This window comes from Pseudomonas sp. 15C (assembly GCF_055484735.1).
On sequence record NZ_JBUDGD010000024.1, the window covers coordinates 1 to 25,281 of the forward strand.

The window sequence follows — 25,281 nt, forward strand, 5'->3', positions numbered from 1 at the left end:
TTCCGATCTCTCGTCAGCGGGAGGCGAATTCTACAGCGTTACACGCTGCTGTCAACACCTCTTTTTCAACTTCCTTTCGAGCTTCGATGAACTGAAGCCGCTTACCGCCGAAACCTACTTAACTCGTTGAATCTCAAGGAGTTTTCCGTTTCGACTGCGCCGGAAGTGGGGCGAATTATAGACAGATCCGATCCACCGTCAAGCAGTAATTTCGTATTTCTATCGAAACAGTTAAAAACGCCATCTGTATATAGACGTAACGAAAACCAATGCGCAGTATATTGCCCAATACCAACAATAAACCTCTCCTGCTCTTACTTTGGACGATGCCACGCAATGAATGACCAACCACGATCGCTTGCCTCTCTGTTGTTTCCGGTTGGCCTGCTATTAATCGCCATGGCATCGATCCAGTCCGGCGCCTCCCTGGCGAAAAGCATGTTTCCCGTCGTTGGTGCTCAGGGCACCACTACGCTGCGCCTTATCTTTGCCAGTGTGATCATGTTGCTGATACTGCGCCCCTGGCGGGCCAAGCTGACGGCCAGATCGCTGCGCACCGTAATCGTCTACGGGATGGCGCTGGGCGGCATGAACTTCCTCTTCTATATGTCATTGCGCACGGTCCCGCTGGGCATTGCCGTTGCCCTCGAATTCACCGGCCCGCTCGCCGTGGCGATCTATGCTTCCCGCCGGGCAATCGATTTTCTGTGGATCGCCCTCGCTGCGATTGGTTTGTTCCTGTTGATCCCCAGCGGAGCCACCAGCGTAGGTATCGACCTGGTGGGCGCCGGCTATGCACTGGGCGCAGGGGTTTGCTGGGCGCTGTACATCCTGTTCGGACAAAAGGCCGGGGCCGATAATGGCGTCACGACAGCTGCACTCGGGGTGATGATCGCCGCGCTGTTCGTAGCGCCGATCGGCATCGTCCATGCTGGCGCAGCGTTGCTAACCCCCTCGTTGATCCCGATCGCAATCGGTGTAGCGGTCCTGTCCACTGCCCTGCCCTACACGCTGGAGATGGTCGCACTTACGCGCATGCCGGCGCGTACCTTTGGCACGTTGATGAGCATCGAGCCGGCCTTCGGCGCGCTGTCCGGCCTGTTGTTTCTGCAGGAATTCCTCACGCTGTCACAATGGATGGCCATTCTGTGCATTATTCTGGCTTCCGTCGGCGCCACCATGACCATGGGCAGCGCGGCGAAACCGGCAATCGCGGCCGATTGAATGCGCAAGTGACGAAGGTCTGGCAATTGCGGCGCATTTAGGCCATGTTTAGCCCGGTAACCCAATGCCAGACATGGATTTTTTCACACAGGGACGGACAACGCTCGACGCGTAGCGAACACAGGCAGACCCGAGCGACAGACTCGTGGCCGCTATAAGGACGGTAATGAAACGAATTTTGCTACTGATCGCCATCCTGGCAATTGCGGGTTGTGCGGCGACTTCGGAAACTCAAGTCAAGCGCGGGAAAAAAGGGCTGCATATCAACTGCTCGGGGCTATCGTCCTCCTGGGACAAGTGCTACGCCAGTGCCGCCAACGCCTGTTTGCCGAAAGGCTACAAGGTGATTGCCAAATCCGGTGACGCCGTCGAAGAGCCCGGCGATTATCCGTTCGGTCTCAACCCTGCTGGCTACACCAGCCGCAGCATGATCGTCATTTGTAAATAGCTCAGCGTGGTTCGGCCATCTGACGGCCGATCTCGTCATGACTGGACTTCAGCACCGCTTGCTGAATGTCCGGCGTGACCAGCATGCGCGCCACTACCAGCGCGCCGACACATTGCGCCAGAATCGACCACGCCAGGCTGTCGCTTTCCAACATCTGAGCCCAGCGCTCGTGCAACCGACAAATCCACAATTGCGCTTGCTCGCGCACCTGCTCATCCGAGCGGGCGATTTCCGCGCCCAGCGCCGGCAAGGCGCAACCGACTTCCGGCTGTTCGACGTGGGTCATGCTCAAATAGTGTTTGAGACAGCGTTGCAATCGCTGACGATCCTGCTCGCCCTCCCCACCCCCGCCCAGACGCTCAAGGCTTTGGCTCAGCTCGCGTTCGACAATCGCCGTGAACAGTTCATCTTTCGAGGAAAAATGGCTGTAGAACGCCGCGCCGCTCAAGCCGATCGCCTTCATCAGCGCATCGACGCCAACCGTGGAAAACCCCGAGCGTTTTGCCGACAGCGCGCTGCTCTGCAATAACTTCTCTCGGGTTTCCAGCTTGTGACTGGCGGAATAGCGCATGGATTTGCCCTCGATTCGATGACCTTGACGTTGCCCGGATCCTAGCATAACGTTCGTTCACTTAACGATCGTTTAATAAAGGGATTCACCCATGAATAACAAGAAGGTCGTATTGGTGGTTGGCGCTGGAGACTCAACGGGCGGAGCGATTGCCAAGCGTTTTGCCCGGGAGGGATTCGTCGCTTGCGTTACCCGACGTAGCGCCGACAAATTGCAACCGCTGGTTGACGCGATCAACGCTGAAGGCGGTGAAGCCCACGGTTTCGCCTGCGATGCGCGCAAGGAAGAGGATGTCATCGCACTGATTGAAGATATCGAAACCCGCCTCGGTCCGATCGAAGCCTTCGTCTTCAATATCGGCGCAAACGTGCCGTGCAGCATTCTCGAAGAAACCGCGCGCAAATATTTCAAGATCTGGGAAATGGCCTGCTTCTCGGGCTTCCTCAATGCCCGCGAAGTGGCAAAACGCATGGTAACCCGTCAGCGCGGCACGATTCTGTTCACCGGTGCGACCGCCGGGCTACGTGGCGCTGCGGGGTTCGCGGCGTTCGCCGGAGCCAAACACGGTATTCGCGCGCTGGCGCAAAGCATGGCGCGGGAATTGGGACCGATGAACATCCATGTCGCCCACATTGTGGTCGATGGGGCTATCGACACTGATTTCATTCGCACCAGTTTTCCCGAGAAGTACGCCACCAAGGATCAGGACGGCATACTCAACCCCGAACACATTGCCGACAACTATTGGTTTCTGCACAGTCAGCCAAGGGACGCATGGACCTTCGAACTGGATCTGCGCCCATGGAATGAACGCTGGTAAACCTTCGCCATAACCACTCGCCATAACAATAAGCAGAGAGACGCGATAATGAGCAAAGCAGTAGAGTTCTATTTCGACCTCGGCAGCCCGGCCACCTATCTGGCCTACACCCAGTTACCGAAGATCTGCGCCGAAACCGACAGTGAGTTGCGCTACATTCCGATGCTGCTCGGTGGCGTGTTCAAGGCGACCGGCAATGCCTCACCGGCGATGATTCCGGCTAAGGGTCGCTACATGTTTCAGGATCTGGACCGCTATGCAAAACGCTACGCAGTGCCGCTGAAATTCAATCCGCATTTTCCGATCAATACGCTGATGCTGATGCGCGCAGTGACGGGCATTCAGCTTCATCATCCCGAACGTTTTCAGGCTTTTATCGACTGCCTGTTCAAAGCGCTTTGGGTTGAAGGACGCAGCTTGAATGAGCCAGCAACCGTAGCGGCCGTATTGAGCGAACACGGTTTCGACCCGCAGACAGTGATGGCGTTGGTCAATGACGAAACAGTCAAAGCAGCCCTCAAGGACAATACCGAAACCGCCGTTAAACGCGGTGTTTTCGGCGCACCGAGCATGTTTGTCGGCAACCAGTTGTTCTTCGGACAGGATCGATTGGATTTTGTCGAAGCGGCGTTGCGCCAGCTCTAAAGCAAAGCAAACACCCGGGCGCTGGCTACAGCGCCCGGGTGTCAATCGCTTAAATGGCTGCGGTCCGCGTGTTCAGCCATTCCAATGCAGCGCCTTCCAGCAATGGGCTTAAACGTTCACGCACCTCGGCGTGATAAGCGTTGAACCATTGTTTCTCCTCTTCCGTCAGCAGTGTCGGCAAGAGGCAACGCGTGTCGATCGGGCACAGCGTCAGAGTTTCGAACTCGAGGAACTCACCGAACTCACTGCTGCCCGCCTCGCGGTTCATCGCCAGGTTTTCGATACGCACACCCCAACGACCCGGGCGATAAGTGCCCGGCTCGATCGAAGTGATCATTCCCGGCTGCATGGCCGTCTGTGGCGCAGCCGCGGCCTGGTAGGCAATGACTTGCGGACCTTCATGGACGTTGAGGAAATAACCCACGCCATGACCAGTGCCGTGACCGTAATCGACGTTGTCTGCCCAGATCGGCGCACGCGCGATGGCATCCAGCAACGGTGAAAGAATGCCTTTGGGGAAGCGTGCCCGCGACAGGGCAATCACGCCTTTCAACACCCGTGTGCAATCGTGTTTCTGTTCTTCGGTCGGCGTGCCGACGGGCACCATGCGCGTGATATCAGTGGTGCCGCCCAGGTATTGCCCGCCGGAGTCGATCAGCAGCAAGCCGTCACCTTCGATCAGCGCATGCTCTTCTTCGGTGGCATGGTAATGCGGCATGGCGCCGTTGGCGTTGAAAGCGGCAATGGTATTGAAGCTCAGCGAGACATAATCCGGACGCCGCTCACGTGCAGCCGTCAGCTTCTCGTCGATGGTCAATTCGGTAATGCGTTCGCGTCCCCAGGCCGATTCCAGCCACGCGAAAAACTCGCACAGCGCCGCACCGTCCTGCTCCATTGCCCGGCGAATATGTTGCGCATCCGCTTCGCTTTTCTGCGATTTGGCGAGCGTGGTCGGGTTCAAGCCTTCGACCAGTTTCACTTCGCTGTCGAGGTTGTCCAGCAGGCCGGTGGTCACTCGCGCCGGATCAACCAGCAGGCTCGCGCCCTTCGGTACGTCACGCAAAGCATGCGCAACGTCGCTGTAGTCGCGCAGCGTCACGCCATCCTGTTCCAGCACTGCGCGCAACTGCGCATCCACTTTGCTCAGCGCGACGAACAGCGTCGCTTGCTGTTGACTGATCAAGGCAAACGAGACAAACACCGGGTTGAATGACACGTCGCCGCCGCGCAGGTTGAACAGCCAGGCGATGTCATCGAGGGTGGCGATGAAATGCCAGTCGGCCCCGCGCTCCTGCAAGGTTTCGCGCAATCTGGCGAGTTTTTCGCCACGGCTGACGGTCGCCTGCGGTGGCAAATGCTGATAGATCGGGGCATTCGGCAAGCTCGGGCGGTCGCTCCAGACGTCTTGCAGCAGGTCGATGTCGGTGCGCAGACGTGCCCCGCGTGCTTCGAGCTTGCTGTTCAAGGTACGCGCCGATGCCACGGCCATTACCGCACCGTCAACCGCGACCACACCACCTTCCGGCGTCTGTTCGGCCAGCCAGTCCAGCGGGCTCGGCTGCCCCGGTTGCAACTTGACCAGTTCGATGCCGCTGCCCTTGAGTTCCTTGGTCGCCTGTTCCCAGTAGCGGCTGTCGGCCCAGACCCCGGCGAAATCGGCGGTGACGATCAGCGTGCCGACCGAACCATGGAAACCCGACAGCCACTGCCGACCCTGCCAGTAGCCCGGCAGATATTCCGACAAATGCGGGTCGGCGGACGGCACCAGCAACGCATGGATGCCTTCGCGGTGCATCAGTTCGCGGGTGTGCGCCAGGCGCTGGGGCACCGATCCTTCGGTCAAGGTCTGGGTACTCATCATGTCTCCTGCTAATCACTTCATCGTTATTGTTCGTAGCCGTTTATCCGGCTCGTTTAAAGGCCTGTTGCCCAGAAGGCCGGGGCACTGGCGCAGGCGCTCTTGATCAGTTCAACAGCCTTGTCGACATCCTCGGCGGTGGTGAAGCGGCCGAGACTCAAGCGGATTGTACGGCCGGCGAGATGCGCGTCATGCCCCAGTGCCAGCAGCACGTGAGACGGCGCGTTACTTGCCGAATTACACGCCGACGTCGCGGAAAAAGCGATCGACTGGCTCAACGCCGCACTGTTGAATTCACCTTCGCTGAAGGTCAGGCTCAAGGTGTGGGGGATGCGCTGGGTGGCACAGCCGTTCAAGCGTACGCCCGGCAGGCTCAGCAATTGTTCGAGCAGGCGTTGGCGCAGCGCGACAATGGTTGTTTTCTCTGCGTCGAAGGCTTCGGCGGCGAAGGCAAACGCGGCGCCCATGCCGGCAATCTGGTGAGTTGCCAACGTCCCGGAACGCAACCCACCTTCGTGACCACCGCCGTGAATCTGCGCCTGCACACGCTGCTGCGCGCGCGGGCCGACGTACAACGCGCCGATGCCTTTGGGGCCGTAGAGTTTGTGCGCGGAAAACGACATCAGATCCACCGGCCATTGCCGCAGATCGATGGCGACTTTGCCGGCACCCTGCGCGGCGTCAACGTGAAACAACGCCCCGCGGGCCCGCACGACTTCGCCAATCGCTTGAACATCATTGACGGTGCCCAACTCGTTGTTGACCAGCATCAGCGACACCAGAAAAGTGTCATCGCGCATCGCTTCGCTGACCGCCTGCGCGGTGATCAAACCATTGGCGTCGGGCACCAGACAGGTCACGGCGACGCCGCTGTCCTGCAACTGGCGGGCGGTATCGAGGATGGCTTTGTGTTCGATCTGGCTGGTGATGATGTGGCCACCGGGCACACCGCGCGCCTGCGCCACGCCCTTGAGGGCAAGGTTGTTGGATTCGGTGGCGCCGGAGGTCCAGACGATCTGCTCGGCATCGGCGCCGACCAGTCCGGCAACCTGCCGGCGCGCCTGCTCGACCGTGTGCCGGGCCTGCTGGCCGAAAGCATGGGAGCTGGAGGCCGGATTACCGAAATTGCCGTGAAAACCCAGACACTCGATCATCACCTGGATGACCCGCTCGTCCACCGGGGTGGTGGCGGCGTAATCGAAATACAACGGACGTGTGTTCATAAAAGACTCGCAGAGCGTGTTCCGGGATCAGGAGGCTCGTGTCTGCAAACGGCACAGCGCAGCCTTGTGAGCTGCGCGTCGGTTCGAGAGCGTCATCAATACCTGATCGGATGCCGTTAAAGAAGGACAACTTCATTTAAAAGTGCGTAGGAACGCTCCTGAAGCCGAGCTTAACAGGCATCCGGCCTGCGGTTGAAGCAATGCATCAGCTAAAGCTTTCGAGAAGTAACGGGTACAGGGAAATCACCAGCAGCGCGGCCATGCCCCAGTTGAACACGCGCAACCAGCGCGGCTCCTTCAGCACATTGCGCAGCAACGTTCCGCAGGCGGCCCAGACGCCGACGCTGGGCAGGTTGATGATGGCGAACACCGCAGCGATCACCACGACGTTGGTGAAATAGCCCTGCATCGGCGTATAGGTGCTGATCGCACCAATGGCCATGATCCACGCTTTCGGGTTGACCCATTGAAACGCCGCAGCGCCAAGATAGCTGATCGGCCTGGCCTCGCCTTCGACACTGTCGCCGACCGGCCCCGAGTGGGCGATTTTCCACGCCAGATACAACAGATACGCCGCGCCGACATAGCGCAGGATCGTGTAAAGGATCGGATAGTTCTGGAACACCGCGCCCAGACCAAAGCCCACCGCCACCACCAGAACGAAGAAGCCGCAGGTGATGCCGAGCATGTGCGGAATGGTGCGGTTGAAGCCGAAGTTCACCCCCGATGCCAACAACATGGTGTTGTTCGGCCCCGGCGTTATCGAGGTGACAAGGGCAAACAGGGCAAAGCCCAACAACAGATCAAGCGAGAGGGTCATAGCGGGCAGTCCATCAAGGTCATTCAGAGGTAGACCCTATCCCACTGCGCCCGCCCGGCCCACGGACAGTTGCGGAAAACTTGCAGCAGTACAGTTGCGTTTCAGCTTGGGCGACCGTGCAGCTGTACGGCACGCTCAGCGCTCATTTCGCCTTGCTGATCGAACCCGTAGGATTTCTGTGGCTGTCCCAGCAGCGCGGCTTTTTTCGCGTGGTATTCGTCGAAGGACAGGCCGCTGCGGTTCAGTGTTTCCAGCGCCAGTTCGCGGGATTCTTCGGCGGTGTAAGGGCGCAATTCCGGCGCGACATGGCCGGCACATCCGGCGAGTATGGAAACAGCGAGCAGCAGCGAAACAGTCAGTAAACGATTCATGGGAGCGTCCTGGCGAGCAGTGTTGGTCGATGTAGAAAGGCTACGCCGCGGCACGCTCGCGCAGAAATCAACGCTCTCAATAGTGGCTATCAGTAATTCGCCACGGCCAGCGATGAATCGCCAAATCGGCCTAACCGAGCAACCGGCAATGCAGCGCGTCATCGTGGCTACGCGCGATGCTGCTGAGCACCTGGAACGAATTGAAGGTGATGGTTTTCGCCCGATGACGGCGGATCAGTTGCCAGAAATCCTGCTCACCGGTCTCGAAACTGCGAAACGCCGCCTCCCCCGCCTCGCGGGTCTGCCATTGCAGAAACCCCAGCACGCGCCGGCCATCGTCGCTGGCTTGCACACTCGCGCTGACGAACCCTGCATAACGCTGGGCCAGGCGTTCGGTTTGTAGCGCCAGCTCCGTCACCAGGGCGGGCTGCTGCACCGGTTCGATTTCAAATTCGATCAATTGCGTGAAGCTGCGGTTTTGCGCGGATGCTTGCATGGTGTCCCCACTCATCGTCAGGCGAATCTTGCGACTCGAAGGCCAGCAGGGTAAAACCTCCAGTTAAGTCAAGGTCAAGAGCTGTTTCCAATGATCAGTAAAGAACAGGTGCGTAAACCGTTGACCGTCGGTGAAGTGGCGGCGCGCAGCGGCGTCGCGGTCACGGCCCTGCATTTTTATGAAACCAAAGGTTTGATCAAAAGCCAGCGCAACGCGGGCAATCAACGCCGCTATGGGCGTGAGGTGCTGCGCCGGGTGGCGCTGATCAAAGTGGCGCAGCGCCTGGGCATTCCATTGGCGCAAATTGGCGACGCGCTGCAAATGCTCCCGGATGATCGCGCGCCGACGGCAGCCGACTGGAAGATCCTCTCCGAGCGCTGGCGGAAGGAGCTGGATGAGCGCATCGAACAATTGCTGTTACTGCGTGACCGCCTCGACGGTTGTATCGGTTGCGGCTGTTTGTCGATGGAGGCCTGCCCGCTGCGCAATCACGGCGATGTGCTCGGTGAACAGGGTCCGGGGCCGCATTTTCCCAACGATTGACGGCTCGTCGGGCAAACGTCTGCACTGCGCCGAGCGTTCTATAGTGGTTTTTCCACCCGTCTGGTGGAGCCCATTCCGTAGAACAAAATCAGGGAGAACGTCATGAGCGTCAAACCCATTCCCGAGGGGTATCACAGCATTACCCCGTACCTGGGCATTCACAAAGCCGCCGAGGCCATCGACTTTTATAAAAAAGCCTTCGGCGCCACCGAGGTCATGCGCCTGGCCATGCCCGACGGCTCCATCGGTCACGCCGAGCTGCGCATTGGCGACAGCGCAATCATGCTCGGCTCGCCCTGCGATCAGGGGCCGTTGAGCAATCCGGAGCAAGCGGTTTCGGTCGGTTTGCATCTGTATGTGACCGATGTTGATCGATCGTTTCAACAGGCACTGGATGCCGGGGCGACGTCGGTGTCGGAGGTCAAGGATCAGTTCTACGGCGATCGCAGCGGGACGCTGAAGGACCCGTATGGGCATCTGTGGTTCCTGGCTACGCACAAGGAGGATTTGACTGAAGAGCAAATCAAGCAGCGGGCGATGGAGATGTTTCAGCAGAGTTGAGCGTTCGGTGTCTGCACCGGCGCTATCGCGAGCAGGCTCACTCCTACACTTGGAATGCATTTCAACTGTAGGAGTGAGCCTGCTCGCGATAGCGCCGGCAAAGGCAACTCAAAACTCCCTGAACACAGTTCATGAACCTGCTCACCACGCTTTAGCCCTTGCTAGACACTCCGGACAATTTCAGGATGCATCCAACAAGAACCCTGAAAGAAGGACTCACCCGATGTTCGCCGGATTCCGCAAAGACCAGCGTCACGTCAACGGCGTCGACATTGCTTACCGCATCGGTGGCAGCGGCCCAGGATTATTGCTGCTGCATGGCCATCCGCAGACCCACGTAATCTGGCACAAGATCGCCGAATCCCTGGCCGAGCATTTCACCGTGGTCGCCGCCGATTTGCGCGGTTATGGCGACAGCGGCCGTCCGCCTGCGGATGACGCGCACAGCAATTATTCGAAACGGCAAATGGCACGCGACAATGTCGAGCTGATGCAGTCGCTGGGTTTGGCGCAGTTCTCGATCCTCGCTCACGACCGCGGCGCGCGGGTCGCCCATCGTCTGGCGCTCGACCACGCCAAGGCCGTGCAACGCATGATGCTGCTGGACATTGCGCCGACCCTGTCAATGTATGCGCAAACCAACGAAGCCTTCGCCCGCGCGTATTGGCACTGGTTCTTCCTGATCCGCCCGGCGCCACTGCCGGAAACCCTGATCGAAGCCGATCCTGAAGGCTATCTGCGCAGTGTCATGGGCAGTCGCAGTGCCGGGTTCAAGCCGTTCACCGATGAGGCGTTTGGCGAATACCTGCGTTGCCTGCGACAACCGGGCAGTGCGCGCGGCCTCTGCGAGGATTACCGCGCCAGCGCCAGCATCGATCTGGTGCATGATCGCGCCGATATCGCCGCCGGACATCGACTGAATCTGCCGTTGCGCGTGCTGTGGGGCGCGGAAGGCACCGTCGGGAATTGCTTCGATCCGCTCAAGGAATGGCAACAGGTAGCCGCCAATGTCAGCGGCCAGGCCTTGCCCGCCGGCCATTACATCGCCGAAGAAGTCCCCGAATTACTGCTGGCCGAAGCGCTGGCGTTTCTGCGCTGAGCCGCGTCTGCACAGCGCGGTGCTATGCTGGCGGCTCGTCCCGCCAGTGCCCGTTTTGCCATGTCCCGGAATAAAGACGCCTTGCCCCTGCCCGAAGACCTGCGTGTACTGCTCACGGTGATTCGCAAGAACGGTTTCGCTGCCGCGGCGGATGAGTTGGGGCTGTCACCGGCTTATGTCAGCAAACGCATCCAGATTCTCGAAAGCACCCTCGGCACGCGTCTGCTGCACCGCACCAGCCGTCGCGTCTCGCTGACCGAAGATGGCGAGTGCGTGCAACGTTGGGCGCTGCGCATTCTCGATGACTTTCAGCAATTGCACGACGAATTGTCCGACGCCCACGCCAGCCCGCGTGGGCGTTTGCACATCTGCAGCAGCTTCGGCTTCGGCCGCAATCACGTGGCGCCGGCGGTGTCGCTACTGGCAGAACGTTATCCGCAACTGGAGATTCGTCTCGACCTGTTTGACCGGGTAGTCGATATCATCGACGAAGGTTTCGATCTGGAGATTCGCGTGGGCGATGACCTTCCCGGCCAGCACATCGGCCGCAGTCTGGTCAGTAATCGCCGCGTGCTGTGCGCCGCCCCCGCTTACCTGCAACGCCGCGGAACACCGCAGACCCTCGAAGACCTGCAAGCGCATGACTGCTTGGTGATCAAGGAGCGCGACAACGCTTTCGGCATCTGGAATCTGGAGGGCGAAAACGACGTTGAAGACGTGCGGGTCAGCGGGCCGCTGTCCTCGAACAATGGCGAGATCGTCCTGCAATGGGCGCTGGACGGCCGCGGGATTCTGCTGCGTTCATTGTGGGACGTGAAACCGCTGCTGGAGCAAGGGCGTCTGGTGCAGGTGCTCGACGCTTACAGCCAGAGCGCCAACGTCTGGGCGGTGTACCCGACGCGCCTGGCGCATTCGGGGAAATTGCGCGCGTGTGTGGAGTTTCTGCAAGAGCATTTCAAAGAGTTGTCCCTGTAACTGCAAACACCACCATCCCCTGTAGGAGTGAGCCTGCTCGCGATAGCGGTGTGTCAGACAAAGCAACTCTGACTGATCAACCGCTATCGCGAGCAGGCTCACTCCTACAAGAGGATTAATGGTGGGTCAGGCGAGCCATGGGTTGCTGGCCAGATGCTCGCGCTCAAAGGCCTCGATCTGCTCGCGCCGCTGCAAGGTGCTGCCGATCGCATCGAGTCCCAGCAGCAACGCGCTTTTGCGCAAGGTGTCGATCTCAAAACCCACAACCGAGCCATCGGCCAGGCTGATCTGCTGCGCCTCAAGGTCAATGCTGATCCGAGCCGTTTCCGACTGTCCGGCCAGCCGGCCAATCCGCTGCACCTGCGCCTCGTCCAGGGTGATCAACAACACGCCGTTACGCTGACAATTGTCGTAGAAAATCCCGGCAAAGCTGCTGCCGATCAGCGCGCGGATGCCCATTTGCTGCAAACCCCACACGGCATGTTCACGGCTGGAGCCGCAGCCGAAATTCGGCCCGACCACGAGAAACTTCGCCTCCTGCCACGCCGGTTGATTCAGCACGAAATCAGGATCGGGCCGGCCATCGCGCAGAAAGCGCAGATCGAAGAACACCCCGCGATCCAGGCCCTGGCGATCGATGCCCTTGAGGAATTGTTTGGGCATGATCACGTCGGTGTCGATATTGGCCGCCAGCAACGGCGCGGCCTGGCCGCTGACTTGCGTGAAGGGTTGCAGGCTCATGGGCGTTCTCCAAAATCGCGGACATCGGTGAGTCGGCCGCTGATCGCCGCGGCGGCGACCATCGCCGGGCTCATCAGGTGGGTGCGCGCGCCGGCGCCCTGGCGACCTTCGAAATTGCGGTTGGTGCTGGAGGCGCAGCGGTCGCCGGGCGCGAGCACATCGTCGTTCATCGCCAGGCACATCGAACAACCGGACTGGCGCCATTCGAAGCCGGCGTCGATAAAGATCCGCGCCAGCCCTTCCGCCTCAGCCTGGGCGCGGACTTCGCTGGAACCGGGTACGATCATCGCCCGCACGTGCCCGGCCACTTGTCGGCCATCGACGATTCGGGCGGCGTCACGCAAATCTTCGATGCGCGCATTGGTGCACGAGCCGATAAAGGCGTGGCTGATGGCGATCTCGCTGAGCGCCATGCCCGCTTCGAGGCCCATGTAATCGAGGGCGCGGCGCATGTCTCGACGCAGGATCGGATCGCTGATCGCTTGCGGGTCCGGTACATGCGCGCCAATGGCTGCCGCCTGATCCGGGCTGGTGCCCCAGGTGACCATCGGCTCGAGGACGCTGGCATCGAGGTGGATCTCGCGGTCAAACACCGCGCCCGGATCACTGCGCAGCTCACGCCACTTTTCCACGCCCTGCTCCCACAACGCGCCCGTGGGTGCACGCGGCTTGCCCTTGAGGTAGGCGAACACCTTGTCATCCGGCGCCATGAACGCGCCGCGCGCGCCGGCCTCGACCGCCATGTTGCAAATGGTCATGCGCGCTTCGACGCTCAGGGCAGCGATGGTCGAGCCGCAGAATTCGATCGCGTAACCGCTGGCTCCGGAAGCGCCGATCCGGCCGATGAGCGCCATGATCACGTCTTTGGAGGTCAGGCCCGGTGCCAGCGCGCCGTCGATGGTCACGCGCAGGGTTTTCAGGCGTTTGTAGATCAGTGTCTGTGACGCCAGCAGGTGCTCGATCTCGGAGGTGCCGATGCCAAAACCGAACGCACCGAGGGCGCCGTAGGTCGTGGTGTGGCTGTCGCCAGCGGCAATCACCATGCCCGGCAGAATGAAGCCCTGCTCCGGGGCGATCACATGTTCGATGCCCTGACGCTTGTCGAGGATGTCGAGCAATTCGATGCCGAAGTCCCGACAGTTTTCTGCCAGATACGACACTTGCCGGGCGCCGCCCGCGTCGGGCATGGCGGCAATACGCAGCGGCGCGGTCGGGTTGACGTGATCGACCACCGCCAGCGCCGTGCCCGGCCGCCACACCTTGCGTCCGGCAGCACGCAAACCGTTGAAGGCCTGCGGGCTGGTGTATTCGTTGATCACCTGGCGATCGATATACAACAGCACATGGCCCTGATCGTCGAGACGACAAACCGTGTGCGAGTCGATGTGTTTGGCGTAGAGGGTTCTGGCGGTCATCACGGGGCGCTCATCAGGGAATCCGGTGATGCCCATCATAGGGAGCATGCACGGGCCATCAATTGGCAGACGGTGATGGCGTCATTCATGAAGCGTGTTCGATCCAGACACACCGAATCCCCTTGTAGGAGTGAGCCTGCTCGCGATAGCGGTGTATCTGTCGGAGTTGCTCTGTCTGACAGACCGCTATCGCGAGCAGGCTCACTCCTACAGGGCGGTTGCGCTTGGTGGAAACGCGAAACATTTTCTTTCATATCGTTTATCGGGATTTGCCGCGCTCATCCGTCCTATATAGATGCAGGCCTGCCGCGTAGGCAAAAGCCACGGCCGGACCTTCCAGGGAAACAGCGCTGCGAAGCCCGTAGTCATGCCCCTTTCACCGAAAACAAGACGCGCAACCATGTCGAAGAAATCCCGTTCCAAACTGTGGTTCCTGGTGCATAGCTGGCTCGCTTTGCCCATCTGGTTCTTTGTGCTGATCGTCTGTGTCACCGGCACGCTGGCGGTAGTCAGCCAGGAAATCGTCTGGCTGGCCAACCCGCAGATGCGCGCCAGCCAGCCGGCGGACGATGCGCCACGGCTCAGCTACGACCAGATTCTGGCCGCGATCAAACAAGCCGAACCGCAAACCGTGGTGCAGCGCATCAGCCGGCCCGACGAGTCGCATTTTGCCCTCGACGTCAACGTCAGCTACCCCGACGGGCGTTCGCAGACCGTTTACGTCAATCCCTATACCGGGGTCATTCAGGGCGGCGCGCCGGACTTCAACTTCAAAGCCTTCACCCGTGCGCTGCATGGCTGGTGGCTGGTGCCGTTCACTAACGGCTTCAGTTGGGGCTGGTATCTGGTGTCGTTCCTCGGTTTGCCGTTGCTGGCTTCGCTGATCACCGGGCTGGTGGTCTATAAACGCTTCTGGAAAGGCTTCTTCCGCCCGACCCTGCGCTTTCGTCACGGTGCGCGGATCTTCTGGGGCGATTTCCACCGCCTCAGCGGCATCTGGTCGATCTGGTTCATCGCGGTGATCTCGATCACCGGCATCTGGTTCCTGATCGAAGCGCTGCTGTTCGATAATCACATTTCCATTTCCAGCGAGCCGGTCATTCCGGCGATGGCGCGTGAAGCGGTGCCGATCTCCGCCGACGGCACACCACCGCCGCGCATCAGCCTCGACCGCGCGATTGAAGTCGCACAGCAGAAAATCCCTGGCCTGGAAGTCAGCTTCGTCAGCCTGCCGGGCAATGCCTACAGCCATATGAACCTCGGTGGCCGTGGCTGGTATCCGCTGATGTTCCAGTCCGCCACGCTCAACCCGTTCAATGGTGATCTGGCCGCTTCGCGACTGTTGTCCGATCGCACTGCGCTGGAGTTCGTCACCGAATCCATGCGCCCCCTGCACACCGGCGACTTCGGCGGGTTGTGGATCAAGCTGATCTGGTTCTTCTTCGGTCTGGTGCTGAGCATGATGGTGCTCAGCGGCCTGTTGATCTGGACCAAACGCACCGCACTGGCCACCGCCAATGCGCTCAAGCGTGAATCGAAGAAAACCCGCGTGACGGCGCAACCGGCCATCAATCGTGAACCTGCAGAGGTCAACCCGTGAGCAAGTCCATTGCGGCACTGCAACCCTCGCGCCTGAGCCGGTTCTGGCATAAGTGGCGCTTCCACATCAACGTTCTGCTGTTGCTGATTCCGTTGGGCTTCATGCCCAAATACTTCGCCGATGCCGCGCTGTTTCGCGGCGATATCGGTCTGGGTGAGCGCGAAGTCGGCGAAATCGCCGTCGGACCCTGGAGTCTGCGTCTGGCCGAACTGCGCAACGAAGCGCCGCGTCTGGAAGGCCCGGCCGGCTACATGAAAGGTTTTAACGCTGCGCTCTGCGAGGCCTGCATCGACCAGGTCAAGGCCACCTACCTGCGGATCGGCAAACCGCGCAGCCTGCGCGCAGCCGGCGCGCTGTTCTTCGGCACGCCCTATCGCATGGGCGCGCAATTGCCGGTGCCGGAAAAAACCAAAGCCGATGCCGAACTGTGGATCACCATGGAAGGCTGGGACGGCAGCATGCACCAGGCCTCTATTCCCCTGAGCCAGGCCTCGCCCGCCACCCTCGACTGGCTGAACAAACAAGGAGCCCGACCATGACTCGCTTTCAACGTGCTTCGCGCCTGCACTTCAGCGCCGCGTTGCTGGTGCTGAGCGCCGCTTTCAGCAGCAGCGCGCTGGCGCATAACCCGATGTGCGAATGCAAAGCCATCGACGCCGAACAGATCAAATGCACCGGCGGCTTCTCCGACGGCAGCGGCGCCCCAGGGGTAACCCTCGATGTGATCGGCTATGACGAAACGATCCTGGTGCCGGGCAAGCTCGGCGCCGATTCGACCCTGACCTTCAAAAAGCCCGGCGCCGAATTCTACGTACTGTTCGACGCGGGTCCCGGCCATGTGGTCGAAATCGACCAAGCGGATATCCAGGCCCCATGAGTACGCCAACCACGCAAATCGTGCGCCCGGCCGGCGCCGGTCACGAAACCCTGAATGTGTTGCTGCTGTGCCTGTTGATTCTGGCAATTGCCGGTTCCGTGGTGGCCTGGCGCGGCGTGTCCCACGAGCCGGAGCCGGTGGCCAGCAATCAGCTGGACGCCCGCCGCGACCTCACCGCATCCGAACAAGGCATTTATGCCGATCTGCGCGTGACCCTCGATGAAATCCGTCTGCTGCGTGAAGAACAGCAAGCGCTGCCAACGCCGCAAACTCTTGCGGACGAAGGGTTCGCGCCGTTTGCCCGCGATGCCAGTTCGATCAGCCGTGGCGGGCATGCCTGGCAACTGCTCGGCGACACCGCCTACTTCGGTCACAGCCAGTCGACCAGCGTCGCCGGTTCGTTCCTGATGCGCCTGAGCAGCGATGACCAGGCGGCGCCGGACATCTGGCTCAACCGTGGCGCGGATCTTCAAACACCGGCCGAATTGACCGACGCGGCCCTCGCCGCTGCTGGCTGGAAACAGATTGTCGCGCAATACGATGCCGGGGTAACCCGCGAACATCGCCATTGATGCCTCGCCCATTTTCGAGAGAAGACTGCTTGCCCATGTCCATTTCATTACCTCGCCGTCCGTTGCTGCGTTCGTTTCTGCTCGGCCTCTGCGCCTGCCTGCTCAGCCCGCTGGTCAGCGCCGATCAGGCCAAGCGCCTGCGCATCGGCATCACCCTGCACCCGTATTACAGCTATGTGGCGAACATCGTCGGCGACAAGGCCGAAGTGGTGCCGCTGATTCCCGCCGGTTTCAACCCGCACGCCTATGAGCCGCGCGCCGAGGACATCAAGCGCATCAGCGGACTGGATGTAATCGTGCTCAACGGCGTCGGCCATGACGACTTCGCCGACCGCATGATCGCCGCCAGCGAAACACCGAACATCAAGACCATCGAAGCCAACGAAAACGTCCCGCTGCTGGCGGCCACCGGGGTGGCCGCGCGCGGCGCCGGCAAGGTGGTCAATCCGCACACGTTCCTGTCGATCAGCGCGTCCATCGCCCAGGTCAACAACATCGCCCGCGAACTGGGCAAACTCGACCCGGACAACGCCAAGACCTACACGCAGAACGCTCGCGCCTATGGCAAACGCCTGCGACAGATGCGCGCCGACGCTCTGGCGAAACTGACCCAGGCACCCAACGCCGAATTGCGCGTCGCCACGGTGCACGCGGCGTATGACTACCTGCTGCGCGAATTTGGCCTGGAGGTCACCGCGGTGGTCGAGCCGGCCCACGGCATCGAGCCAAGCCCGAGTCAGTTGAAAAAGACCATCGATCAACTGCGCGAGCTGGACGTGAAGGTGATCTTTTCGGAGATGGATTTCCCGTCCACTTATGTCGACACCATTCAGCGTGAGTCCGGGGTGAAGCTATATCCGCTGTCGCACATTTCCTATGGCGAATACACCGCCGACAAGTACGAAAAGGAAATGACCGGCAACCTCAACACCGTGGTTCGGGCGATTCAGGAGTCTGGCGCATGACTTCAAAGGAAACCCTCTGTTCAGAAAACACCAAATCCCCTGCAGGAGTGAGCCTGCTCGCGATGGCGCCGGGCCAGCCAACATCATTGTTGAATGACACACCGCTATCGCGAGCAGGCTCACCCCTACAGGTTACGGGGCCGACGCTGGATTTTGCGGAAGTCTCACTGACGCTGGGCCGCACGACCATTCTCGACAAGGTCACCTTCCAGGTGAAGCCCGGCAGCGTGCATGCGCTGGTCGGCCCGAACGGCGGCGGCAAGAGTTCGCTGATCAAGACCTTGCTTGGGCAGATGCCCCATCAGGGCCAGCTCAGTCTGCAGTGGCCCGGCGCGCCCGGCACCATCGGTTACGTGCCGCAGGCGCTGGAGTTCGATCGCGGTTTACCGATGACGGTCGACGATTTCATGGCGGCGATGTGTCAGCGCCGCCCGGCATTCCTTGGTTTGAGCAAGCGCTACGCTGCCTCCATCGGTGAGGCGCTGGAGCGCGTCGGCATGCAGGACAAGCGCAAGCGGCGCATGGGCGCACTGTCCGGTGGCGAACGTCAGCGCGTTTTGCTCGCGCAGGGGCTGATTCCGGCGCCGCAACTGCTGGTGCTGGATGAACCGATGTCGGCCCTCGATGAGGCCGGGATTCAGGTATTCGAACGCCTGCTCGGTGACTGGCGCGCGGCGGGTATCACGGTGCTGTGGATCGAGCACGATCTGGAAGCGGTTGGCCGTTTGGCCGATCAGGTCACCGGGCTCAATCGTCGCGTGCTGTTCGACGCCACGCCGCAACAGGCGCTGACCCCGGAACGGCTGCTCAGCCTGTTTTCCACCCATCCGCGGAGTGCTGCCTGATGAGTTACGAAGCCTTTCGTTTGATGGTGCAGGGCTGGGCTTCTTCCGGTTATTTGCCGGAAGCGCTGGCCTACGGATTCGTAGTCAATGCGTTGCTCGCCGGCCTGTTGATCGGCCCGGTGCTCGGCGGCCTCGGCACGCTGGTAGTGGTCAAGCGCTTTGCGTTTTTCTCCGAAGCCGTCGGCCACGCGGCGTTGACCGGCGTGGCCATCGGCATTCTGCTCGGCGAACCTTACACCGGCCCCTATGGCGCCCTGTTCGGCTACTGCCTGCTGTTCGGCATCCTGCTCAACTATCTGCGCAACCGCACCGGGCTGGCACCGGACACGTTGATCGGCGTGTTCCTTTCGGTGTCGCTGGCATTGGGGGCAAGTCTGCTGCTGATTCTCGCCGGCAAGATCAACGTGCACATTCTCGAGAACGTGCTGTTCGGTTCGGTGCTGACGGTCAACGGCAACGACATTGCGGTGTTGGCGATTGTCGGCGCGCTGGTCATGGCCCTCGCCTTGCCGCTGTACAACCGCATCATGCTGGCCAGTTTCAACCCGCAACTGGCGGCGGTGCGTGGCGTAGCGGTGAAGACTCTGGATTATCTGTTCGTGATTCTGGTGACCTTGATCACCGTAGCGGCGGTAAAAGTTATCGGCGCGATTCTGGTCGGTGCCTTGCTGGTGATTCCGGCTGCCGCTGCCCGCTTGCTCAGCCAGTCGCTCAAGGGCTTTTTCTGGTGTTCGGTGCTGATCGCCACGGTCAGCACGCTGTGCGGGATTCTCGCGCCGATCGTGTTCGATCTGCCGATCCCGTCCGGCGCCGCGATCATTCTGGTCGCCGGCATCGCCTTCGCCCTCGCCGCCGTTGCCCGCGGCGTTGTCCCCAGCCTGAAAGGGAATCTTGGATAAATGATCTTTTCATTGCGCAAACTGACCCTGGCCCTGGCCCTGTGCGGCTTGGTCAGCACCCCATTGATGGCAGCCGAAAACGCCAAGCCGCTGCGGGTCCTGGCCTCGTTGCCGATTACCTATGGTCTGGGCGAGATTCTGCTCAACGGCACGGATGTCAGTCTTGAACGTGCGGCACCGGCGAACCTGCCGGGCAGCCGGCAGAGCGCCTACTTCACCGGGCGTGGCGCGCCGGCCCTGAGCAAACTGGCCAGCGATGCCGACGCGGTGATAGGCGTGCGCTCGCTGTGGCCGGATGATCAGCTGTACCCGATCGCCCGGCGCAGCAATATCCGCATCGTCGAAGTCGACGCGGCGCGCCCGGTCGACGGCGCCCTGCCCGGCATTGCCGTACAGCCAGATCTCAAAGTCGATGGTTTGAACAGTCAGCCATGGCTGGCCAGCAACAACATGGGACGCATGGCCGATGTAATGGCGGCTGATCTGGTGCGCCTGGCACCGGGCGCCAAAGCGAAAATCGAGGCGAATCTGGCGACGCTGAAACAACGCTTGCTCAAGCTCAGCGCCGACAGCGAGGCGCGCCTGGCCCGTGCAGATAACCTCAGCGTGATGAGTTTGAGCGATCACTTCGGCTATCTGATCGGCAGCCTCAATCTGGAGCTGATCGGTCAGGATGCGCGACCCGACGCAGAATGGACGGCTGAGGATCTGAAGAAACTCACGGCGACCCTCAAGGACAACGACGTCGCGGTGGTGCTGCATCATCGTCAGCCATCGGAAGCGGTGACGGCGGCGATTGCCGAATCGGGCAGCCGCTTGCTGGTATTGAGCACCGATGCGGTGGATCCGGTGGCGGAACTGGAAGGCAACGTGGATGCGCTGATCAAAGGGTTGAGCGGAGCGTAATTTCAGTCTGACCGGGTTATCGTTCATCGCCAGCAGGCTGGCTCCCACAGGGGTTGTGTTCACCGATAATCCCCTGTGGGAGCTAGCTGCTGGCGATGAGGTCCGCCCGAGCAATACAAATCCAACACATAAAAAAACCCGCTGCCCCTAAGAGGTCCAGCGGGTTTCTTTTGCCCCGGATTTACTGGGCAGCGACCTGCGCTTCCATTTTCTGACGCAGGCTCAGCGGGCGCATGTCGGTCCAGACTTCCTCGATGTAGGCCAGGCATTCCTTTTTCAGGCCGCTCTTGCCGACGGTGCGCCAGCCCTCTGGTACGGCTTTGTAATCCGGCCAGATCGAGTATTGCTCTTCGTGGTTGACCACGACTTGAAAGAGGATGTCCTCGCGGTCGAATACTGACGTCATGCTGCTTCTCCATCGTTGTAAGGGTGGGCCGCACGCGCGGTGCAGCCGGGTATGTAGAAAGAACGTTCGGCGCGGCGAAAAATTTACAGTGCCGCCGTCGCCGCCGCCAAAGCGCGGCCGAAGATCTCGGCGACGCGGTCGATCTCGGCGGCGGTGATCACCAATGGCGGCAGGAACCGCACTACCGCGCCATGCCGCCCGCCCAACTCGAGGATCAGGCCACGCTTGAGGCATTCGCGCTGCACCAGTGGCGCCAGACGAGCAAATGCCGGCGGATGGCCAAGGGCATCCACTGCGCCGTTGGGGTCGACCAGTTCGACGCCAAGCATCAGGCCGCGGCCGCGGATATCGCCCAGTTGCGGGAAGTCGCGTTGCAGGATGTGCAGGTGCTCGCTCAGTCTTGCGCCCATGGCGGCGGCGTGCTCGCAGACCTTGTGTTCGAGCAGATAGCGCATCACCGCAGAACCGGCTGCCATGGCCATCTGATTGCCGCGGAAGGTGCCGGCGTGAGCGCCCGGCTGCCAGGTGTCGAGCCAGTCGCGATAGACCACCACCGCCAGCGGCAGGCTGCCGCCGATGGCTTTCGACAGCACCACCACATCCGGAATGATGCCGGCGTGCTCGAAGGCAAACATCTTGCCGGTGCGGGCGAAACCGCTCTGGATCTCGTCGACGATCAACGCCACGCCAGCCTGCTCGGTGATCCGGCGCAGGCCGCGCAACCACTCGATATCCGCCGGAATAACGCCGCCCTCGCCCTGCACCGCTTCAACGATGACCGCGGCGGGCAACTGCACACCGGCTTCGGGGTCGTTGAGCAGGTTTTCCAGATAACTCAGGTTGGCTTTCACCCCCGCCGCACCGCCGAGGCCGAACGGGCAACGGTAGTCATACGGAAACGGCATGAACTGCACGCCGGTGCTGAGCAAGGCACCCAGCGGTTTTTTCGGGCCCAGGCTGCCCATCAGACTCAAAGCGCCCTGACTCATGCCGTGATAACCACCGGAAAACGACAACACCGTGCTCCGCCCCGTGGCCGTGCGCGCCAGTTTCAGCGCGGCTTCCACCGCGTCAGTGCCGGTCGGCCCGCAGAACTGGATTTTTGCTTGCGCCGCGAGCGCGGGTGGCAGCAGGCCGAACAGGTCCTGGACGAACTGATCCTTGACCGGCGTCGTCAGGTCGAGGGTGTGCAAGGGCAATTCATCAGCCAGCACCTGCTGGATCGCCTCGATCACCACTGGGTGATTGTGCCCCAGCGCCAGCGTACCGGCGCCGGCCAGGCAGTCGATGAAGCGGCGACCCTCGACGTCTTCGACATACAGGCCCTTGGCGCGTTTGAGCGCCAGCGGAATGCGCCGCGGATAACTGCGCGCATTCGACTCCTGTTGCGCCTGGCGCGCGAGCAGTGGCGATTCTTCGAACTGGTACAACGTTTCGACCGGCGCCGAGGTAACCCGGACCGACTCTTCGATAAGGCTGGTGGCGACTGACATTTCTCGACCCCTCAATGAACTATGGATAGCGACCCAAACGGCACGCCGGACAACTGCGCGTTCCGGTCAAGGGGCGCACTGGCAGGTTTTCCTGTTCTGGAAACGCTTAAGGGCGTCGAGGATTTAGCCCTTGACCGGGTTGTCAGACCGGCAACACCAAAGGCTTGTGCATGGGCTGCACCTGCAAGCCATGGCATTGGCAAAGCGCAGTGGCTGCGCGATAGCCCAGATGCCGATAAAACGCCTGGCCCGTACGCGTGCTATTGAGCTGCGCCTGCAGCACACCACGAATCAGCAGCCAACCCTCCAGATCCCCCATCAACGCGCGCCCGGCCCCGCGGCGAAACGATTCCGGCTGGACATGACACAGCAGAATCTCACCGACATCGTTCGCCATGCCGACGCCGACCGGCTTGCCATCAAGCAACGCGATGGACAGGTAAAACTGCGGGTCGGCGAGCCGGGCGCTGATGACATCGGTCGATTGCAGGCCGAGCCAGCGGCTGACGAGTGAAGGGTCGTTGCGGTGATCGTGCGCACAGCCAAAGCGGATCGAACGTTCGATGATACGGCTGATAAGGCCGGCGTCGGCCAGGGTGGCCGGGCTGATGCAGATGGACGCTTCCATGGCGCAGTTCCCTCAATCCATTGAGTCAAAGCTGCGTCGACCTTACGCCCACCCCGAGCGGATAGCGAACGCCGAGAAGTTACATTTGATGTGTCAGATCACCGAGCCTTTGTAGGAGTGAGCCTGCTCGCGATGACGGTCCGTCAGTCGACCGCATCATCAAGTGGCCGGACGCTATCGCGAGCAGGCTCGCTCCTTGGGATTGTGCTGGGTTCAGACGCGTTGCAACGGCATGGTCAGCTCAACCCGCAAGCCATCCGCGCGACTGTCGAAATGCAGCGCACAGTCGCAGCGCTGGACGATCGCCTGAACGATCGCCAGACCGAGGCCGCAACCGGTGCTCTGGCCGTTGCGCCAGAAGCGTTGCGTCAGGTGTTGCAGATCATCCGGGGCAATTCCCGGACCATGATCGCGGACGACGAATCGCACGCGGTTGCCGACGGTTATCAGACTCAACTCGACCCTGCATTCCTCGGCGGTATGGCGCAGGGCGTTGTCGAGCAGATTACGCAGCGCGGCAATCGCCAGCGCGGCGGGCATCTGCAGCGGCGCTGTGGACAGATCAGTCGGCAGTTGCAGCTGGATGCGCGTGCGCTCGCCGCCGGTGGCGTCCTGAATCGCCAGGCGTGCGACTTGTTCGGCGCTGTATTGCGAGCCGTCATCGAACGACAGGCTGCCCTCGACTCGCGCCAGCAACAATAACTGTTCGAGGGTGCGATGCAGGCGATCGGCGCCCTCCTCGGCCCGCGCCAACGACTGATCGCGAGCGTTGCCATCGGTCATTCGGGCAACTTGCAGGTGGGTCTTGATCGCGGTGAGCGGGCTGCGCAGTTCATGCGCGGCGTCGCCGGTCAGGCGTCGTTCACGTTCGAGGGTCTTGCCGATGCGCTGGAACAACTGGTTCTGGGTTTCCAGCAACGGTTTCAACTCGCTGGGAAACGCCTGAATCTGCAACGGCTCAAGCGAATCGGCGTTGCGCCGCATCAGCGCTTCACGCAAGCGGTTGAGCGGCGCCAGCCCCTGGCCGATGCCCAGCCACAACAGGCACAGACAACCGAGCAGCGCCACACCGACCGGCACCGACGCCGCCAACAGGATCGACATGTTCAGCGCCTCACGCTCGATCTGCCGATCGGCTGTGGTAATCCGCACATCACCCCGCGCGAGGGTGAAACTGCGCCACGGTGCGCCGTCGATCATCTGATCGTGAAAGCCCATTTTCTCGGCTTCCAGCGCCTGGTCCGGATTGTTATGACTGCGGGCAAGGATTTCCCCGCGCAAGGAACTGACCTGACAGGCCATGCCGCCGGGAATATTCAGTTGCTCGGCGCTGAAATGAGTGCCCTCGCCTTTGCTCGGCAGCGCTGGCAACTGCTCGAGCAGGCCGGCGACCATCCGCGCCGATGCGACCAGTCGCTGATCGAGGGAAAACATCATCTGATTGCGCAGATCACTGAGCATCCACGCCGCCGCCAGCGCCCAGATCAAGGCAAACGCGGCGCCGAGGGTCAGGCTCAGGCGCAACCGCAGACTCATCACTTGCCTTGCTCTCCACCGTCGGCCGGACCAAGACGATAGCCCAGACCGCGCACGGTTTCGACGATGCCCTTGCCCAGCTTGCTGCGCAAATGATGGATGTGCACGTTCAGCGCGTTGCTTTCCAGTTCATCGTTGAAGCCGTAGACGCTGTCCTTCAACTGCTCGGTGGACAGCACCCGGCCACGATTGTGCAATAGCGCCTGGAGCAATGCCTGCTCGCGCCGTGACAAGTCGACCGATTGCCCGGCCAGAGTGGTTTCGCGGCTGCTCGGATCGTAGGTCAGCGCGCCGTGCTCGATCAGGTTGACGCTGCGTCCGGCCACCCGACGCAACAGGGTTTGCAGACGCGCGAACAGCTCACGCAGGTCAAACGGCTTGAGCAGGTAATCGTCCGCCCCGGCCTGCAAGCCGTCGACGCGGTCGGTCACCGAGTCGCGCGCGGTCAGTATCAGCACCGGAATCTCCAGCCCGCCCTGTCGCAATTGCTGGAGCAACTTGAGGCCATCTTCGTCGGGCAGACCGAGGTCGAGCACCATCACGTCGAATTCGGCGACCTTGAGCATCGCCCGCGCTTTCGATGCGGTGTTGACGTGCTCGACCGTCAAACCCTGAGCCGTGAGGCCGGCAACGATGCCGCTGGCGATCAGCTCATCGTCTTCGCAAACCAGTACGTGCATGGGCGCTCCGAAAATAAAAAGGCGAGTGAAGCAGGCGAGGATTAAGCGGCAATTATGGCCGCCA

General features: G+C 61.2%; 29 protein-coding genes. 16 read left to right on the forward strand and 13 right to left on the reverse strand.

Going from position 1 to position 25,281, the window contains the following annotated elements; all coding sequences use genetic code 11:
* Positions 1-336 precede the first annotated feature (336 nt).
* Together rhtA and ACYYKW_RS14210 are read left to right on the forward strand one after the other, a co-directional pair.
* Positions 337-1,224: a threonine/homoserine exporter RhtA gene (rhtA, locus tag ACYYKW_RS14205; RefSeq protein ID WP_093099847.1), complete on the forward strand. Its 888-nt coding sequence runs from the start codon at positions 337-339 to the stop codon at positions 1,222-1,224.
* A gap of 166 nt (positions 1,225-1,390) precedes the next feature.
* On the forward strand, positions 1,391-1,672 hold the full coding sequence (locus tag ACYYKW_RS14210; protein WP_090284785.1) for a hypothetical protein: 282 nt from the start codon (positions 1,391-1,393) through the stop codon (positions 1,670-1,672).
* Position 1,673: 1 nt separating this feature from the next.
* On the opposite strand, the gene ACYYKW_RS14215 is transcribed toward ACYYKW_RS14210, so the two are convergent.
* Positions 1,674-2,243: a TetR/AcrR family transcriptional regulator gene (locus ACYYKW_RS14215; RefSeq protein ID WP_464990393.1), complete on the reverse strand. Its 570-nt coding sequence runs from the start codon at positions 2,241-2,243 to the stop codon at positions 1,674-1,676.
* Positions 2,244-2,334: 91 nt separating this feature from the next.
* Here ACYYKW_RS14215 and ACYYKW_RS14220 point away from each other — a divergent pair, with 91 nt between their 5' ends.
* Both ACYYKW_RS14220 and ACYYKW_RS14225 read left to right on the forward strand, forming a co-directional pair.
* Positions 2,335-3,063 carry an SDR family oxidoreductase gene (locus tag ACYYKW_RS14220; RefSeq protein WP_336357181.1) on the forward strand — a complete coding sequence of 243 codons (729 nt, stop codon included), beginning with the start codon at positions 2,335-2,337 and terminating at the stop codon, positions 3,061-3,063.
* A 48-nt stretch (positions 3,064-3,111) separates the two neighbouring features.
* Positions 3,112-3,708, forward strand: coding sequence for a 2-hydroxychromene-2-carboxylate isomerase (locus tag ACYYKW_RS14225; protein ID WP_090284791.1), 597 nt, complete (start codon positions 3,112-3,114; stop codon positions 3,706-3,708).
* Positions 3,709-3,757: 49 nt separating this feature from the next.
* On the opposite strand, the gene ACYYKW_RS14230 is transcribed toward ACYYKW_RS14225, so the two are convergent.
* The 5 genes from ACYYKW_RS14230 to ACYYKW_RS14250 all read right to left on the reverse strand — a co-directional run bounded on the left by ACYYKW_RS14230 (position 3,758) and on the right by ACYYKW_RS14250 (position 8,476).
* A complete protein-coding gene (locus ACYYKW_RS14230; RefSeq protein ID WP_464990394.1) occupies positions 3,758-5,566 on the reverse strand; it encodes an aminopeptidase P family protein in 1,809 nt (602 codons plus the stop codon).
* A 56-nt stretch (positions 5,567-5,622) separates the two neighbouring features.
* Positions 5,623-6,789 carry an aminotransferase class V-fold PLP-dependent enzyme gene (locus tag ACYYKW_RS14235; RefSeq protein WP_464990395.1) on the reverse strand — a complete coding sequence of 389 codons (1,167 nt, stop codon included), beginning with the start codon at positions 6,787-6,789 and terminating at the stop codon, positions 5,623-5,625.
* 205 nt (positions 6,790-6,994) lie between these two features.
* Positions 6,995-7,609, reverse strand: a complete 615-nt coding sequence (locus ACYYKW_RS14240) for a LysE family translocator (protein WP_208940372.1) — start codon at positions 7,607-7,609, stop codon at positions 6,995-6,997.
* Between the two features lie 101 nt (positions 7,610-7,710).
* A complete protein-coding gene (locus tag ACYYKW_RS14245) occupies positions 7,711-7,980 on the reverse strand; it encodes a hypothetical protein (protein ID WP_464990396.1) in 270 nt (89 codons plus the stop codon).
* Positions 7,981-8,110: 130 nt separating this feature from the next.
* Positions 8,111-8,476, reverse strand: a complete 366-nt coding sequence (locus tag ACYYKW_RS14250; RefSeq protein WP_336357186.1) for an antibiotic biosynthesis monooxygenase — start codon at positions 8,474-8,476, stop codon at positions 8,111-8,113.
* Between the two features lie 90 nt (positions 8,477-8,566).
* On the opposite strand from ACYYKW_RS14250, the gene soxR reads away from it, so the two are divergent.
* From soxR to ACYYKW_RS14270, 4 genes are all read left to right on the forward strand, one after another.
* Positions 8,567-9,019, forward strand: a complete 453-nt coding sequence (gene soxR / locus ACYYKW_RS14255) for a redox-sensitive transcriptional activator SoxR (protein WP_093099831.1) — start codon at positions 8,567-8,569, stop codon at positions 9,017-9,019.
* A 102-nt stretch (positions 9,020-9,121) separates the two neighbouring features.
* Complete coding sequence (locus tag ACYYKW_RS14260; protein WP_464990397.1) at positions 9,122-9,580, forward strand: VOC family protein; 459 nt, start codon at positions 9,122-9,124, stop codon at positions 9,578-9,580.
* Positions 9,581-9,803: 223 nt separating this feature from the next.
* On the forward strand, positions 9,804-10,679 hold the full coding sequence (locus ACYYKW_RS14265) for an alpha/beta fold hydrolase (protein WP_464990398.1): 876 nt from the start codon (positions 9,804-9,806) through the stop codon (positions 10,677-10,679).
* Between the two features lie 24 nt (positions 10,680-10,703).
* Positions 10,704-11,654 (forward strand): LysR substrate-binding domain-containing protein, encoded by a 951-nt coding sequence (locus ACYYKW_RS14270; protein WP_464990399.1) that lies wholly within the window; start codon positions 10,704-10,706, stop codon positions 11,652-11,654.
* A gap of 126 nt (positions 11,655-11,780) precedes the next feature.
* Here ACYYKW_RS14270 and leuD read toward each other — a convergent pair whose 3' ends face one another.
* Both leuD and leuC read right to left on the reverse strand, forming a co-directional pair.
* Positions 11,781-12,395 (reverse strand): 3-isopropylmalate dehydratase small subunit, encoded by a 615-nt coding sequence (leuD, locus tag ACYYKW_RS14275; RefSeq protein ID WP_464990400.1) that lies wholly within the window; start codon positions 12,393-12,395, stop codon positions 11,781-11,783.
* Positions 12,392-13,810: a 3-isopropylmalate dehydratase large subunit gene (leuC, locus tag ACYYKW_RS14280; protein ID WP_464990401.1), complete on the reverse strand. Its 1,419-nt coding sequence runs from the start codon at positions 13,808-13,810 to the stop codon at positions 12,392-12,394. The genes leuD and leuC overlap by 4 nt, the downstream gene beginning before the upstream one ends.
* Before the next feature lie 400 nt (positions 13,811-14,210).
* On the opposite strand from leuC, the gene ACYYKW_RS14285 reads away from it, so the two are divergent.
* From ACYYKW_RS14285 to ACYYKW_RS14320, 8 genes are read left to right on the forward strand one after another with little or no spacing between them, the layout of a single operon-like run.
* On the forward strand, positions 14,211-15,410 hold the full coding sequence (locus ACYYKW_RS14285; protein ID WP_090284814.1) for a PepSY-associated TM helix domain-containing protein: 1,200 nt from the start codon (positions 14,211-14,213) through the stop codon (positions 15,408-15,410).
* On the forward strand, positions 15,407-15,949 hold the full coding sequence (locus tag ACYYKW_RS14290; protein ID WP_464990402.1) for a thiamine pyrophosphate-binding protein: 543 nt from the start codon (positions 15,407-15,409) through the stop codon (positions 15,947-15,949). Before ACYYKW_RS14285 ends, ACYYKW_RS14290 begins: the two co-directional genes overlap by 4 nt.
* Positions 15,946-16,287, forward strand: a complete 342-nt coding sequence (locus tag ACYYKW_RS14295) for a hypothetical protein (RefSeq protein WP_336357038.1) — start codon at positions 15,946-15,948, stop codon at positions 16,285-16,287. The genes ACYYKW_RS14290 and ACYYKW_RS14295 overlap by 4 nt, the downstream gene beginning before the upstream one ends.
* A complete protein-coding gene (locus ACYYKW_RS14300; protein ID WP_464990403.1) occupies positions 16,284-16,859 on the forward strand; it encodes a DUF6162 family protein in 576 nt (191 codons plus the stop codon). The genes ACYYKW_RS14295 and ACYYKW_RS14300 overlap by 4 nt, the downstream gene beginning before the upstream one ends.
* Entirely contained in the window at positions 16,859-17,824 is a 966-nt protein-coding gene (locus tag ACYYKW_RS14305; protein WP_408003537.1) for a metal ABC transporter substrate-binding protein, read from the forward strand. The genes ACYYKW_RS14300 and ACYYKW_RS14305 overlap by 1 nt, the downstream gene beginning before the upstream one ends.
* On the forward strand, positions 17,821-18,669 hold the full coding sequence (locus ACYYKW_RS14310) for a metal ABC transporter ATP-binding protein (RefSeq protein WP_093099811.1): 849 nt from the start codon (positions 17,821-17,823) through the stop codon (positions 18,667-18,669). The genes ACYYKW_RS14305 and ACYYKW_RS14310 overlap by 4 nt, the downstream gene beginning before the upstream one ends.
* Positions 18,669-19,568 (forward strand): metal ABC transporter permease, encoded by a 900-nt coding sequence (locus tag ACYYKW_RS14315; protein ID WP_093099808.1) that lies wholly within the window; start codon positions 18,669-18,671, stop codon positions 19,566-19,568. Before ACYYKW_RS14310 ends, ACYYKW_RS14315 begins: the two co-directional genes overlap by 1 nt.
* On the forward strand, positions 19,569-20,474 hold the full coding sequence (locus ACYYKW_RS14320; RefSeq protein ID WP_464990404.1) for a metal ABC transporter substrate-binding protein: 906 nt from the start codon (positions 19,569-19,571) through the stop codon (positions 20,472-20,474).
* Positions 20,475-20,655: 181 nt separating this feature from the next.
* On the opposite strand, the gene ACYYKW_RS14325 is transcribed toward ACYYKW_RS14320, so the two are convergent.
* The 5 genes from ACYYKW_RS14325 to ACYYKW_RS14345 all read right to left on the reverse strand — a co-directional run bounded on the left by ACYYKW_RS14325 (position 20,656) and on the right by ACYYKW_RS14345 (position 25,217).
* Entirely contained in the window at positions 20,656-20,880 is a 225-nt protein-coding gene (locus ACYYKW_RS14325; RefSeq protein WP_053122206.1) for an MbtH family protein, read from the reverse strand.
* An 83-nt stretch (positions 20,881-20,963) separates the two neighbouring features.
* Complete coding sequence (locus ACYYKW_RS14330; protein ID WP_090284830.1) at positions 20,964-22,373, reverse strand: aspartate aminotransferase family protein; 1,410 nt, start codon at positions 22,371-22,373, stop codon at positions 20,964-20,966.
* A gap of 142 nt (positions 22,374-22,515) precedes the next feature.
* The gene (locus tag ACYYKW_RS14335) at positions 22,516-23,001 is read right to left on the reverse strand and encodes a GNAT family N-acetyltransferase (RefSeq protein ID WP_093099799.1); all 486 of its coding nucleotides are present in this window, start codon (positions 22,999-23,001) and stop codon (positions 22,516-22,518) included.
* A 213-nt stretch (positions 23,002-23,214) separates the two neighbouring features.
* Positions 23,215-24,537 (reverse strand): ATP-binding protein, encoded by a 1,323-nt coding sequence (locus ACYYKW_RS14340; protein WP_090284835.1) that lies wholly within the window; start codon positions 24,535-24,537, stop codon positions 23,215-23,217.
* Positions 24,537-25,217 carry a response regulator gene (locus ACYYKW_RS14345; protein ID WP_464990405.1) on the reverse strand — a complete coding sequence of 227 codons (681 nt, stop codon included), beginning with the start codon at positions 25,215-25,217 and terminating at the stop codon, positions 24,537-24,539. The genes ACYYKW_RS14340 and ACYYKW_RS14345 overlap by 1 nt, the downstream gene beginning before the upstream one ends.
* Positions 25,218-25,281 lie beyond the last annotated feature (64 nt).